Annotated in this window: 12 protein-coding genes; 7 read left to right on the top strand and 5 right to left on the bottom strand. The window is 54.0% G+C overall.

Going from position 1 to position 14,435, the window contains the following annotated elements; all coding sequences use genetic code 11:
• Positions 1–73 precede the first annotated feature (73 nt).
• The 6 genes from A6X21_RS04275 (at position 74) to A6X21_RS04245 (ending at position 8,092) form a co-directional block, all read left to right on the top strand.
• Entirely contained in the window at positions 74–1,609 is a 1,536-nt protein-coding gene (locus A6X21_RS04275) for a YifB family Mg chelatase-like AAA ATPase (protein ID WP_068846250.1), read from the top strand.
• A gap of 192 nt (positions 1,610–1,801) precedes the next feature.
• Entirely contained in the window at positions 1,802–2,929 is a 1,128-nt protein-coding gene (gene lpxK, locus A6X21_RS04270; RefSeq protein WP_068846249.1) for a tetraacyldisaccharide 4'-kinase, read from the top strand.
• A gap of 6 nt (positions 2,930–2,935) precedes the next feature.
• Positions 2,936–3,688 carry an HAD family hydrolase gene (locus tag A6X21_RS04265; RefSeq protein WP_068846248.1) on the top strand — a complete coding sequence of 251 codons (753 nt, stop codon included), beginning with the start codon at positions 2,936–2,938 and terminating at the stop codon, positions 3,686–3,688.
• A 260-nt stretch (positions 3,689–3,948) separates the two neighbouring features.
• Positions 3,949–5,157, top strand: a complete 1,209-nt coding sequence (locus A6X21_RS04260) for a type II secretion system F family protein (protein WP_068846247.1) — start codon at positions 3,949–3,951, stop codon at positions 5,155–5,157.
• A gap of 490 nt (positions 5,158–5,647) precedes the next feature.
• Positions 5,648–6,313, top strand: coding sequence for a hypothetical protein (locus A6X21_RS04250; RefSeq protein WP_068846245.1), 666 nt, complete (start codon positions 5,648–5,650; stop codon positions 6,311–6,313).
• Positions 6,314–6,490: 177 nt separating this feature from the next.
• Positions 6,491–8,092 carry an HTTM domain-containing protein gene (locus A6X21_RS04245; protein ID WP_068846244.1) on the top strand — a complete coding sequence of 534 codons (1,602 nt, stop codon included), beginning with the start codon at positions 6,491–6,493 and terminating at the stop codon, positions 8,090–8,092.
• Positions 8,093–8,221: 129 nt separating this feature from the next.
• On the opposite strand, the gene A6X21_RS04240 is transcribed toward A6X21_RS04245, so the two are convergent.
• From A6X21_RS04240 to A6X21_RS04225, 4 genes are all read right to left on the bottom strand, one after another.
• Positions 8,222–8,611 carry an STAS domain-containing protein gene (locus tag A6X21_RS04240; RefSeq protein WP_013108436.1) on the bottom strand — a complete coding sequence of 130 codons (390 nt, stop codon included), beginning with the start codon at positions 8,609–8,611 and terminating at the stop codon, positions 8,222–8,224.
• A 224-nt stretch (positions 8,612–8,835) separates the two neighbouring features.
• Positions 8,836–9,903: a ligase-associated DNA damage response exonuclease gene (locus A6X21_RS04235; RefSeq protein ID WP_068846243.1), complete on the bottom strand. Its 1,068-nt coding sequence runs from the start codon at positions 9,901–9,903 to the stop codon at positions 8,836–8,838.
• 187 nt (positions 9,904–10,090) lie between these two features.
• Positions 10,091–11,107, bottom strand: a complete 1,017-nt coding sequence (locus tag A6X21_RS04230; RefSeq protein ID WP_205847385.1) for a polyprenyl synthetase family protein — start codon at positions 11,105–11,107, stop codon at positions 10,091–10,093.
• 396 nt (positions 11,108–11,503) lie between these two features.
• Positions 11,504–13,294: a carbon starvation CstA family protein gene (locus A6X21_RS04225; RefSeq protein WP_068846242.1), complete on the bottom strand. Its 1,791-nt coding sequence runs from the start codon at positions 13,292–13,294 to the stop codon at positions 11,504–11,506.
• Between the two features lie 273 nt (positions 13,295–13,567).
• On the opposite strand from A6X21_RS04225, the gene arsD reads away from it, so the two are divergent.
• Positions 13,568–13,912 carry an arsenite efflux transporter metallochaperone ArsD gene (gene arsD / locus A6X21_RS04220; protein WP_068846241.1) on the top strand — a complete coding sequence of 115 codons (345 nt, stop codon included), beginning with the start codon at positions 13,568–13,570 and terminating at the stop codon, positions 13,910–13,912.
• 63 nt (positions 13,913–13,975) lie between these two features.
• Here arsD and A6X21_RS25475 read toward each other — a convergent pair whose 3' ends face one another.
• Entirely contained in the window at positions 13,976–14,392 is a 417-nt protein-coding gene (locus tag A6X21_RS25475; RefSeq protein ID WP_068846240.1) for a DUF6228 family protein, read from the bottom strand.
• Between the last annotated feature and the right edge of the window lie 43 nt (positions 14,393–14,435).

Genomic DNA, 14,435 nt, shown 5'->3' with positions numbered 1-14,435 from the left:
TTGAACAATCAGGGCAAAGCCCCGAAGATCATGGTGGTTTGATGAAGAATCTGGTTGAGGAAAGGCTCGGCACATGCTGGCACGGCTGATGACTTACTCCCTCCTGGGGATTGATGCCGTCGCTATTGATGTCGAAGTCGATATTTCTCCGGGAGCTCTTCCCAAAACGACTCTGGTTGGTCTGGCGGAGGCGGCTGTTCGCGAAAGCACTCATCGCATTGAACGGGCACTGGTCAACAGTGGATATCAGCGGCCTGTCGACCACACCGTGATCAATCTTTCGCCAGCCGATCTTCCCAAAGATGCAGCTTCGTTTGATCTTCCCATCGCTTTAGGAATGCTTGTCGCCAGTGGGCAACTGGAGTCCGACCTGCTGCAAGAGTTTGACGCTGTGGGTGAACTGGCGCTGGATGGATCGTTACGTCCAGTCAAAGGTGTGCTTTCGATGGCACTGAGCTGTCGCCAGAAAGGGCGTCGCGGTTTGATTGTCCCTGCCGCCAATGTTCAGGAAGCTGCGGTTGTCGAAGGAATTCAGGTGATTCCTGCGGGATCACTCACAGAAGCTGCGGGTTTCCTCACCGGGCACCTGGCGATCGAACCAGCCCCATTTTCATGGACGAAGGCTCAGCAGGAATATGGCCAGTACACTGTCGATTACTCAGATGTCAAAGGGCAGGAGAGTGCCAAGCGAGCCGTCGTCGTCGCTGCTGCCGGCGGGCACCATCTGCTCATGATCGGTAGCCCAGGAACAGGCAAAACTCTTCTGGCATCGCGGCTGGCGACGATTTTGCCGCCGCTTTCGCCCGATGAAAGCCTCGAAACAACTCGGGTTTACAGTTCTGTTGGCCGCCTGCAACCCGGACAACCTCTCTTGATGAATCGGCCCTTTCGCACGCCGCACCATACCATCAGTGAAGCGGGGTTGGTGGGTGGCGGGAGCGTGCCGACACCGGGTGAACTCTCGTTATCCCATCATGGAGTGCTCTTCCTCGATGAACTTCCAGAGTTCAATCGAAAAACGCTCGAAGTGCTCCGTCAGCCACTCGAAGAAGGGCGGGTGACGATCTCGCGTGCCTTGGCCAGCCTCACGTTCCCAGCCAGCATCATGCTGGTGGCAGCCATGAATCCCTGCCCGTGTGGCTATCGGGGCGACCCTCGGAAGCAATGCAATTGCACTCCCATTCAGGTCGAACGTTATCTCGGAAAGATCAGCGGCCCACTTCTCGATCGGCTCGATATCCATATTGAAGTGCCGCCCGTTCCCTTTCGAGATCTCTCAGATGCTCAAGCGGGAACATCCAGCGAGCAGATGCGATCTCAGGTCATTTCGGCCAGAGAAATTCAGCAGGAAAGGGCCAGACAAGGGGGACAACCCCTGAATGCCCGGCTCGCTCCTCAACAGCTCAGGAAGTTCTGCAAGCTCAAGAAAGATGCCGAGCAACTGCTGCAACATGCTATGGAATCGATGGGCCTTTCAGCCAGAGCCCACGATAAGCTGCTGCGAATCAGCCGGACGATTGCCGATCTGGAAGGGACTGCACAAATCGAAGCTCATCATCTTTCAGAGGCCATCAACTACCGCGCGTTGGATCGCACCTACTGGCGGTAAGTTTTGAAGACTGTCTGTCTCGTGGAATGGATCCCGGTGCATCGACAGATTTATGGCTTGGCCTTGTGGTACACTCCACCTGGAGATGTGCAACGTGTTGCTGACAGACATTGAAGCATCGATTTCTGCTGTGGATTCTCCATGAGGTTGAAGAGATTACTGGCCGGAGGCCTGAGGAATGATTGAGGGAGCATGAATCTGTCGTGGATCCATGGCGTGCAATCGGGAGCAGATCGCTCTTGGCGAGCGAGGTTGCTGCGTCGCTGCTTGTGGGTTCTGAGCCTCGCTTATGGGGTTGTCGTGCTGTGCCGCAATGTGGCTTATCAGACGGGCTGGCTGCGGACCCGGCGTTTACCGGCCTTTGTGGTGAGTGTGGGAAACATTACGACGGGAGGAACGGGAAAAACGCCACTTGTGGGCTGGGTCGTGCAGGCCTTGCACGCACTTCTGCTGAGTGAAAAACCCGAAAACCAACCGCAAATCGCGATTTTGAGTCGAGGTTATGGAGCCACCACAGCGGGATCGAATGACGAAAAAGCGGTGCTCGACCGGATCTGTCCCGGTGTGCCTCACCTGCAGAATCGACAGCGGGCGAGAATTGCTGCTGAATGGCTGGCGTCGCTTCTCCATGTTCCGACTTTGAAGTGCCCCGCCATTGTCCTTGATGACGGCATGCAGCATCGTCAACTGGCCCGTGATGTCGAACTGATCGTCATCGACGCCACTCACCCGTTTGGTTACGGCTATCTGTTACCGCGAGGGATGTTGCGTGAGCCCCTTTCTCAATTGATGCGTGCCGACTGGTTTCTCGTCACTCGCAGCGAGATGGTGAGTCAACAACAATTGAGCAGTCTGCGGGAGAAACTCCTGAAGTTTGTGCCCCAGGATCGCATTCTGGAAATCGAGTTTCGCCCCTCGCGATTGATCAATATGCAAGGGGAAACCCGATCGCTATCGGAATTGGAATCGGTGGCTTACCTGCCATTCTGCGGCATCGGTAATCCCACAGGTTTTATACAGCTATTAAAGCATTGGTTGCCCGCTGCCAGTGCGCAAATGAAGGGCACACTTCAGATTTTTGATGACCACCATCACTATACTCCACAAGATCTCGATGAACTGGGACTGCTCGCCAATGCCCATGGGGCCCGGTGGCTGCTGACAACCATGAAAGACCTTGTGAAAATTCCACAAGCTTCGAGCCATGGTGTGGAGTTCTGGGCCGTCGAGATTGCGCCACACTTCCGGGAAGGTGACGAACGATTACGGCAATATCTCAAAGATCGTTATGAGTCTCTCAATCGATCGCTGATGGATTGATCGAACATGCTGAAATGGATTTTCTTCGACATTGGAAATGTCCTTTTCAATGACGATCAGCAGGCGTTTTTTGGCTATTTGTCATTGTTTGAGGCCTTGCAGGAAACCAATCCTCAGCAGACATTCAGCGAGTTAATGTCGGCCCGCGAAGGCGAAGCGAAGCGTGGCCGGCAATGGATCATCTCACATCTCGCAAAGTCACGCCTCTCGACAGAGCGCTACTCCGCCTGGAGCCAGTATGTTTCGAACGAACTGAGAAATCGTTACGACGAATTTCATCTGCTCAACCCGCATGCCATCGAGATGTTGCAGGGTTTGCGTGCTCAATACAGGCTGGGAATCATTGCGAACCAGACGACAGCCTGCCGGCCTTCTCTCGAACGGCGCGGATTGATGGAGTATTTCGATCTTGTTGGTATCAGCGATGAACTGGGATGTTCCAAGCCGGATCGCCAGATCTTTGAGTGGGCTTTAAAGAAGGCAGGTTGTCATCCGGGTGAATCTCTCATGATTGGTGATCGAGTCGATAACGACATGCTTCCTGCCAGTGAACTGGGAATGCAGGGACTCCTGGTTCACTGGAGATCATTCGAGCAGAAGCTCTGGCAGCCACAGGATCGACTCGCCCGGGAGTTTCTGGCATCATGCACAAATGTGCCATTGTTCCCGCATGGACTGGTTGATTTTGATCGATACCCTTGTGTGAACAATCTCGGCGAGATTCCCGAAAAGGTCGCTGAAATCGAGCAATCTGCCTGAAAAGCCGCTGAATTCCTCAGTTTTTCAGAGCCGGTTTGAGTCCTGAAGGGTTAAGCTCGTGGAACCGTGATTTCTGTGCAGGCCAGAAAACTCGACAAACAAGGATCACAGCCATTGATCGTAGCCTTTGATCGTAGCTCAGAGAGGTGGCTCGTCTGGATTCGTTATTTCACCAAAAGTGGTTGCCTTGAAATCGTTGCCCCCTGGCAGATTTGATTGCCCCCCAAAGACTCGATTGATTGAGACGGACGAGTTGAACGATGCCTGAGTTTCAGTATGTGGCCCGCGAACTTTCCGGTCGGCAGATCGTGGGAACTCTCTCTGCACAGAGCGAACGCGAAGCCCTTCAGTCTCTCGCAGCCAGGAGCCTGTTCACCGTCAAGATTGCTCCTGTGCAATCGACTCAGGTCGAGCAGCGATTGGCATCACGCCGGATTCCTCCCCGCATGCTGGCCACATTATTCTCGCAGATGAGCGACCTGCTGCGAGCGGGTGTTCCACTCCTGAGATCGATCGAACTGCTGGAGAGGCAAACAAAAAATCAGGCACTCAAACGCGTCCTCGAAGGTGTGCGCGGCCGGGTCGCCGACGGTGGTCGTTTGGCCGATTCGATGAAAGAGCACCCGAACGCCTTCAATAAGCTCACTGTCAGCATTGTGCATGCTGGTGAAGAAGGGGGCTTCCTGGAAGATTCACTTTCCCGAGTGGCGGTTTTCACAGAGCATCAGGAAGAATTGAAGTCCAAAGTCGTCGCCGCGATGTCCTATCCGCTGGTTCTCATGGTACTGGGAACGATTGTCGTCGTCGGGATGATTATCTTCTTCGTTCCTGGCTTTGAGCCCATGTTCGATTCGATGAAGCAGACAGGCTCTTTACCCTGGGCAACCACAGTTCTCCTGGCGATCAGTAATATCCTGCAGAAATGGTGGTGGGCCGTCCTGCTGGCAATTGGTGCCGCGATTGTCGGCGTGCAGTATGGTCTGGCCACACCCGAAGGGCAGATCCTGCTCGATCAGGTGAAGCTGAAAGCTCCCGGCATTGGGTATGTCACCCGCAGTTTAGGGATTTCCCGCTTTTGCCGGGTCTTGGGAACATTGCTCCACAATGGTGTCCCCCTGCTGCAGGCGCTGAACATCGCCAAAGATGCGACTGGAAATCGCGTGCTGAGTGATGCCATTGCCAAAGCGGCTGAGAATGTCTCCAGTGGTAAAGCACTCGCTCAGCCACTGGCGGCTTCGAAGCAGTTTCCCACAGACGTGTTGGAAATGATTGCCGTCGGCGAAGAGGCCAACAATCTGGAGAATGTGCTCATCGGTGTCGCCGACAAGATGGAAAAAGCCACAAACCGCCAACTGGATCTGGTCGTTCGGCTACTGGAACCCCTGATGCTCGTGGTCATGGCTGGGGCGATTCTGTTCCTATTGATCGCCCTCATGCTCCCCATCTTCCAGAGTTCTGGAGTGGTTTAACTTTTGTGATGAGGTTGAGTGCTTAACATCGATTCCACGATTTACCAGCGCTCTGTGTGCCATGCTTGCGGCCCGGAGCAAGCATGTCTGAACGATTCTCAACACGCCATTGATTTCTGACATGCGTATGAGCAATGAGTTCTCCAACTCCCACTCTGCAGGCGATGCTGGCGAGCCTATCAAGTGAGAGTTTTCACAGGCAGAACTGTGAGAATGGGCTCATTGAGTTCTCATTTCTGCGAAATTATGCCATTAACGAGGTTTTATGGACCGAAGGGCCAAGACCCCGTCTTGACCGTTTTTCCACCTCATGCGAAAAATCGGCCTCGACCAGTTCACTGCGACTCCGTGTCAGGGAATCGTCTGAGCTGGCCCGAAGAGTCAAAGGCTGATCTTTCTCCCGAAGAACTTTCAAGACCCGGTTACGGGCCTGGGGAGTTCAGGCAGAGATCGGCTCAATCAGTATCCGTTCGCAGGGAAGGAACCCGCGATGGCCAAGCGACTGGCAATCGGTTTCATGACCGTCTACTTCTCGATGCTCTCGCTGGGAGTTCTCGCCCACACCTTTGGTGTCGGGAATCTTTCCAACCCGGTGATGTATTACTTTGTGTGGGATATGTTCTGCGGCTGGTCAGCGCATGAATATCGGTACCACTTCATTGCCGAAGGAGAAAGCGGCACTTATTACGACGTGACTCATGGCCCCTGGGGCGATGTCCAGCTTTTTGGCAGCCCCACCCGGGCCACTTATGATTCAGTAGGCAATGCTTTTGGCCCCATCGCTATGAATGTTCTCAAGCATACCCAGCACGAACCCATTCAATGTGTGCATATCATCGAAGAGGCCTGGCCCAAGAAATACAACATTCCCGATTATCTCTGGGCGTCCCGCTTTGAAGAACCCAAAGAGAAATTCAGCTATCACACTCGCCGCATGATTGTAAATCCGGATTCAACGGTTGTTGTTGATCAACCCAATTATCCTTCGTGGCTCTATGCTCAAACAGTGCATGCCAATCCCAGGCTGCAGGCGGATTCAAGACGTGGCAAGCCGTTCTATGCCGTGAATCCGGAACTCAGGCAATCCGCATTTTCTTACTCGCAGGGGACATCCGATTCCGGCATTCAGCGGACCGGATACACCACAAGCGAGTAGTTCTGGCGGTATTTGAACGTAATGACTGCCGTTTTCGGAAAATATCAACGACTCGCAGGCAGTTCCTGATGACCTGCTTTTCCTGATGAACAGTTTCTGCTAACCGCTCAGGGCTTTTGATCACAGTGATTCGACCATCGTGATTAGATCGACCACACCCGGATCGAGGTGTCTATAATGTCTCAGCTTTCTCATGACAGTGCGATCGTTAACAGCACTCGTTCGATCAGTGAACTTCTTCGGCAGCAGAAGGAGCAGTTGAATGATTTCTTCTTTGCCAAAGAATCGCCAATTGGCGTGGCACTGACGAGAATTGTCATCTGTGCCACAGTTTTCATCGTCATGCTGGATCGATGGAAGTACGTTCGCGAGATCTACTCAACAGATGGTGCGCCTGCCCAGATCAGCGTGAACTTCGGGTTTGGAGAACTCTTTCCCATTTTTCCTGGAAGTGTGGTCGCAGCACTGTTTGCCATCATGCTCTTTGCCCTGTTGACCGCCATGGTGGGTTGGAAGACCCGCATGTCGCTGATTGTCGCCAATCTGCTGTTCATCTATTTCTGCAATATCGACTACGTCACAACCTTGACCAAGTATTCGGTCATTGCAACACATATCCTGCTGCTACTCACGCTTTCCCGCTGTGGTGATGTTTTCTCTGTCGATGCATGGCTCAAACGCACTGCACCAGCGAACCCCTGGCTGGGCCGGACAATTGAAGATCTCCCTCAAGGTTACGCCTGGCCCAGACGCTGTATCCAAATCATGATTGGTACGGTCTACTTTGGTGCCGCCATTACCAAAATTCATACGCCGACATTTTTCTCTGGTGATCAGCTCCAGTGGTGGATGTTGACAGAACTCAATTATGAGCATCCGGTCGGCGCCTTCATCAGCATGTATCCGGCGGTCATTGTCGTGATGTGCTACATCGCGGTGATCTGGGAAATCATGTTTATCGTGCTGGCGTGGCGTGGTGTCCCGCGGATGATTTTCCTGACGTTGGGCGTGATCTTCCATGTGGCCACCTTCTTCACACTGGGGCTGCTCTCTTTCCCACCGGTCTGCTTTGCCTGCTATATGGCCTTCATGAACGATAACGATGCCAGGTGGCTCGCCTCGCATGGCCGCTGGATCATGCGGAAACTCCACCTGCGAAACTGGATCGCTTCCCTGTATTCCACGGCGACCATCAAGGCGTTCTCGTTTCAAAGTCGGCGCATCTCAAAACCTCAAGAAGCGGGTTATGCCCGGGTGATTCGTCAGACTGGTCTTTGGGGAGCCTCTTGTGCCTGCCTGGCATTGATGGGGGTCGCCACGGAATATCAGGCCGATCGTTATGGCGTTCGTCGTCCTGAGGGCCCGATGGTGCTGGAGCCGATGGATCAGGCTGTGGCCAAAAAGTTTCTCTCTCCAGCACCTAAGTTTCGAGAAGTGGATAAGTTCTTTGCGATCGACGTCGGCACACTTCTGGTTGCCGATCAACTTGCGATCCGCAAACAGTACTATCAGATTGGCGAAACCATGATCGTCCAGTGCCAGCTTCTGCCACCCCACGAAGATATGTATCTGGAATGCCTGATCCTCAATGAAGAAGGGCAGATCGAAGGGGTACAGGAAGTGGTGGCCACTCGAGAAATGAACCGTGCGAACTTCAACTGGCCACTCTGCGAAAATGTCCAGAGTGGTCGGCATCAGATCGTGATTCGCTCGGCAGGCCAGGAGATTGCCCGCCGAACTTTCTTCGTCAATGGCGAGACTTGCGATGTGAAGAAGTAATCTCCCGCAGAATCCGCTTCTCTCCAATCACAAAGCCGGGCCTGAGGTCTCCTCAAGCCCGGCTTTCTATTTGGCACATACTCGCTGATCGAGTCGAATATGAAACTCGTCGATACTCCGGATCCACGCCTAGTTATCGACAGCCTTTAGGGCAGCTTCCTTGGAATCGTAGATGGCCCAGACCGTATCGAGAGCCGTGATTTTGAGTAGCTCGCGAGCAGTCTCCGAAAGGCCGCAGAGCACCAGTTCGCCACCACGGCTGCGCACATTCTTATGGCAACGCAGCAGCAGTGCCAGAAACACACTGCCAAAGTAATTCATCTGTGCCAGATCGAACACGACCATCGGAGCAGCGTGCTGCTCGCGAATCGGCCCAAGAACAACCTCGGCAGCCTGCTCAATCAATTCCCAGTTCATACCCTCGACATTACCTGTCGGGGTGATGACAACCGTGTTGCCATGCCATTCCAGACGAAAGTCGTCATTGGGGTGGGTCATGCGTGCGAGATCCTCATTCATCGTGGTGTCCATCCCTGCAGCCACTCTGGCCGAAAGAATCCTTCGACCTTTGCCTTTGTTACATCATGAACAACACAAGTCTCCCTGAAAAGTGATGAAACAGAAATCTGGCGATCTGTTCATGGTTTTGTGAACGCCAACGAGTTGTTCCGCCCGATTCCCACCTCTGCCTGTTCATCATTTGACCGATGACTGGGATCGACCTGATGATTGGGGCTGCCGGATTACTGGGGCTGGTCGTTCACGGGTAACCACCACGATTCCCCTGGTCTGGCACCGCGTGCGACACGCAGGGTATCGAGGTCATGTGCTTCGATTCCTCGTGAATTCAGGGTTTCACAAAGCCAGCCTGTTTCTCCATGAGTGGCAAACACTCGGCGGGCACAGGTCTCTTCCACAGTCCGAAGAATCTCCAGATGATCCGGATGGTCAGAAATCACAAACCCGGCATCCACCTGTCGCCGCTCTTGCTCCTCGGGATCGAGCATCCAACCCGAAGCAAAGGCCGTCGCCGATGACCCGGCTGTGGGAATCATCAGTGGTCGCTTTGAAGAGGGAGGCAAAACGATCAGTGCCCGCGACCAGAGTTCCGGCGTCATCTCGACAAATGGATCTCGCTCAATGGGCAAAGCCACTCCGGCATCCCGATAAATCTGGCTGATCTCACGCACGACTTTCGGAGCAAAAATCGGCCCGCAATCCGGGTTCAGTGCTGCCAGAATCCGCTGTGCCTTACCGAGTGCATACACATACAGAAAACTGGCAAAACCCCGCTGTTGATTCCCTTGCCACCATTGCTCCAGTCGATCCAACTGCGACTGAGTGGTCGGCCAGACAAATTGCGGACGGGCAAACGTCGCCTCAGTAATCAACGTATCGCATCGGATGATTTCAAAAGGTTCACATGTGGGGTCAGGTTCCCGCCGGTAATCCCCGGTCACAACCCAGACCTCTGTGCCTCGTGTGCTACGCCATTCAATGCGAACCTGTGCCGAGCCAAGGATATGCCCGGCCGGATGTAATGAAACGAAGACATCGTTCATGCGATGAACTTCACCATACTCCCAACTCGTGATCTTGGCATGTGCCCCGACACGGTGCCTGACCAGTGCGGTTCCACTGCGGCTGGAAATGTAGCTCGCATGTCCGCGAGTGGCATGATCGCCATGAGCATGGGTAATGATCGCTTTGGCAACCGGGGCCACAGGATCGATGTAGAATCCGCCCTTTTCGCAATACAGGCCGGCTGCTGTAGGCCGCAAAAGGTATTCGTTGTGGGATCTGCCTGCCATGCTGCTCTCCACTGACAACGTACCGGGCTTCTACGCGACTGACTCAATCAGTATCCAAGAAGCGTATCGCTGCCCGTCACGCGGGAGAAGTCTGGCGACTCTCCAGGAGGTGCCGCATGAAAAAATGAGCTTGCAGCGTCATGCAAACGTCTCTGGGAGGAATTTGCATGACGCCTGATCACCCCCGTTAGAATGATCTTTCCACTGAGAAGCGTGCAATCTCGCAGAGCCAGTGGCGTGCCTGACTCTCAGGCAACACGTTCAAATGCTCGCAAGCCTCTTCCACCAGCTTGTGTGCCGTTTGTGATGTGTATTCGAGAGCATCGCTCTTGTGCAGGTACTCCCGCAATTGCGCGGCTGTCTCATCTTCAGGATGAGCGAGCAATTCACGAATGATCGTCGCATCGGCAGATGTGGCGGTTGCCAGCAGGCGGATGATTGGCAACGTCAATTTCTGTTTCTTGAGGTCTGATCCCAGGGTCTTGCCGGTCTTCTTTTCGACTCCGACAATATCGAGCAGATCGTCGGCAATCTGAAATGCCAGACCCAGCTTGCGACCATAGGCTTCGACAGCATTCACCACTTCGGCGGGCTGGTCGGCGTAATGAGCCCCCAGATAGGCACTGACAGCCGTCAGTTCTGCCGTTTTCCCATTGATGATCTTGAAGTACGTCTCTTCATTCAAATCGAGATTACCACGCTCATGAATCTGCGTGAGTTCTCCTTCGCAGACCTTATTCGTCGCTCGCCCGATGATCCGGCAGGCATGTGAAGTTGGAAGCTCACTCGCCAGATGAAATGCATGTGTGAACAGATAATCGCCAAACAGCACGCTGGTCTCGTTGTTCCATCGTGCATTGACGGTTGCGACATGCCGGCGTGTCGACGCTTCGTCGAGGACATCATCGTGAACTAAGGTGGCGATGTGGATCATCTCGACGACAGCCGCCAGCAGGCGATGTGTATCGTTCACTTCACCACAGGCCCGGGCCGTGAGCAGAACCAGAATCGGTCGTAATCGCTTGCCACGAAAACGGGTGGCATGCTGGAGAATATCCTTCACGCAAGGCTGATCGCTTTCCAGTTCGTTCCAGAGAATGCGCTCGACGGCAGCAAGATCATCGGCCAGTAAGCTGTCCAGAGCTGCCAGCAGACTTCCTCCCTGGATGGGTTGTTCCAGCACAGGGGGCTTTGACATGGTCATGATGGCAATTCCTTCAATCCGGCGCGAATTCCACAGCAATTCAAGCGATCTGGCAGTAATCGATGCAGTAATCAATCCGAGTTAAAATGAGAGCAAGGCAATCTTAAAGAACTATAGGGTCCCTGATGACTATCGACATGATCGCTCGGCAACTTCTCTGACTCGACCAAAATCGTTCCGATCTCTTCCCAGCGAAATCATTGAGGCTGGAAAAAAATCTTCGAAAAATCTCATGATTGATGAGATCTCCCGTGAACACGTTGCAAATTAAGAACCGCAACGCCAGGCCAAAGTTAACCACACCAACATTCGATCGGTATGGCAGAATCCGCCAATGGGCGAGAGAGACCCTGCTCATTGCAACTTATTTAAAAACAACAAGTTACAGCGAATCAACTAAACCCCGGCAGTAGTGCTGGCGGGGACGGCTTGCTCTTTTGCTGTCGAAAGCAAGGCCATGATCGCTTCGATCAGCATCAGCAATGCCAGCACAATCAGCAGTGACGAGACCGTGATGATCACATAACTGACTGGCGCAACCTTCTCCGCGTTCTGGATTTGCTGCCACGTGCCTCGGGTCATCACACCCAGCGCCCAGAGACTCATCGTGTACATCAGCACGGTGGGGAGACCAGTCACAATCCACACCCACGCGGCTCTGCGGGTTTGCCACAACCAGACCGTCACCCCGAGTAATGTAAGGGCGGCGAGCAACTGGTTACTGGCACCAAACAAAGGCCAGAAGACTTCCCACGAAGGGACCACTTTGCCTTGAATATTCGTGACCTGTTGAGTCACAAAAAACGCGGGAGCCGCAGCGGAAATAATGGTCCCAAACCAGCGACCACCCCAGCCTTGCCAGCCTGTCAGTTCCTGAATGATGTACCGCCCCAGCCGCGTGCAGACATCCAGCGTGTCGTAGACAAAGGTGGTAAAGGCCATCAAGGCAAACGAAACCGCCAGACTGGCCGGGATGCCGAAGGTCTGCAGGAAACTTCCCAAGCCCGTGGCGTATACGACGTTCGGCTCAACTTTGCCACTGGTTAAGAGTGGGTCGGTTTGTGAGAGCCGCATCACGCACGCCAGCGATAAAATCGCCACCATCGCTTCCAGCAGCATCGCGCCATAACCCACCACTCGCGCATCAGATTCAACACGCAGCTGCTTCGATGTTGTGCCAGAGGCAATGAGTGCATGAAAGCCCGAGCAGGCTCCACAGGCAATGAGAATGAACAGCATCGGGAAGACAAAGTTCCCTGCTTCCGGCGGTTGCCAACCCCGGAACATCGGATATTGAATCGGCTGCTGGTTCATCAGGCTGCCGACAATCAGACCCGCAGCTCCACCAATCAAAGCGACATACAGGAAGTATCCGCCCAGATGACCCCGCGGCTGTAATAGCAACCACATCGGGGCAATCGAAGCCAGGCAGCAATAGAACAGCAACAGCAGATCCCACGTGATAATCGCTGCCCATTTGGCTTCGTCGGCTGTGGTAGCCCAGCCGAAACGAATCATCAGACTTTCCATATCAAGGGGAATGAATTGCCCGGCATAGACCGAAAGCCCTACGAGCGGCAAGAAGATGATGGTGGCCCAGCCCAGCGATAACTTCGTGTATCGCATGGTCACCCCCATGATGATGGGAATCAGCAGATAGATCAGCGATGACGAGGCTATCCCGCCGCCACTCACCACTTCGCCATTGCCCAGATCAAGCTGACCGACGAAAGCTCTCGCGGTGATATCCGTAAACGCGACCACGATGTAGACCAGGGCCAGCCAGACAAACGAAAGAAAGAGCAGAAATGCCCGTCGGCTCATGTGCTCACGGACAACTTCGGCAATCGATCGGGCTTTGTGACGGATCGAGGCCACCAGCGCCGTGATGTCGTGCACACCCCCGACAAAGATCGCACCGACGAGAATCCACAAAATCGCGGGCAGCCAGCCAAAAGCGATCCCTGCCACAATGGGGCCCACAATCGGCCCGGCAGCGGCAATCGCCGAAAAATGCTGAGAAAGCAGTGCATTGGGTTCAATCGGCTCATAGTCGAGATGATCGCACTGCGTGACGGCTGGCGTTGGGCGGTTGTTATCCAGCTCCAGAAGTCGTGCCAGCACCGGCCCATAGAGCCGCCAGGCGGCATACAGGAGGATTGCCGCACCGATGAGAATTCCTAACATTCCCACAGCCAGACCTCGCCATCAAAAAATGGATCAATAATTGAAGTTGTTCACTGGTTGAAGTGGTTCACCACCACGAGTGCATCATTGATTGTTGATAAGTCTATGTGTACCAGATTTGCTCATTGTGAGAAACTCTGGATCTTTCGGGAAAACCTCGATCGGGTTGGCATCCTGAAGTTCAATCCGGGATAATCGAATTCAGTCAGAGTTTGAAATCGAACAGTCCTCACGGGCTGATCATCAGTCAGGGAAATGAAGCGAGGGAAGCCGATGAGCACGCTGCAGGTTTTCGACAAGGCACTCTGCTGTTCGACAGGGATCTGCGGACCTCAGGTCGATCCTGTGCTGCCGCAGTTTGCAGCCGATCTTGACTGGCTGAAAAGTCGCGGCGTCGCGGTCGAACGCTTCAACCTGGCCCAGCAGCCCATGGCCTTCGCGGCTAACGAAGTGATCCGGGAACTCCTGGCAACCGAAGGCCCCGAGGTGCTTCCGGTGACTGTGGTCGATGGCCAAGTCAAATCCCGCTCACGCTACCCCTCTCGCAGAGAACTCGGCACGTGGGCCGGCATCTCCTCACCACTTTTGACACCGCTGCCGATGCTATCGACCGAGTGAGAGCCTTGGTTGATTGATTGAGCACTGCTGGCGAGCCAGCAGTGCCAGACCGCTGTCTCAACTTCAGGACTCGCAACCAAAAAACGACGCTGCTTTCCGAGCAAGGGATTCTAATTGTCCGGCTTCGGTGATAACGGTGGCTTTGACTTGCCAGGTATTGTCCCAGCTACTCGATTGCATCTCGACCTCGATTGCGATGTGCCCCAGTTGGTCATGAGTGCAACTCAGCGATAGTTCGCCTTCTAAAGCACACCACGTTATCGTCCCACTCCTACCTGACCACTGCGAATTTATTGCAGCGAACAGGCTGCCAGGATGTGAGGGAATGTAGCCGGCAAACACCCGTGTGGCAGCGACGAGGTTCTGATCCCAAACCCGTACCCAAAAGCAATTAAATGGAAGCGTTCTTTCAGAAGGTGAGCGATTGTAAAACAATAGCCCGCCAGTCCCGGTTGCGCTTGGGATCAGAAACTCATCCACCTTTAAATTTCCCGACACCAAAGGAATCTGTCACAAGGTTACG

Source organism: Planctopirus hydrillae (assembly GCF_001707835.1).
In the GTDB taxonomy this organism is placed as follows: domain Bacteria; phylum Planctomycetota; class Planctomycetia; order Planctomycetales; family Planctomycetaceae; genus Planctopirus; species Planctopirus hydrillae.
The sequence above is the reverse complement of the archived record's forward strand: the minus strand, read 5'-3'. Positions and strand labels throughout refer to the sequence as shown.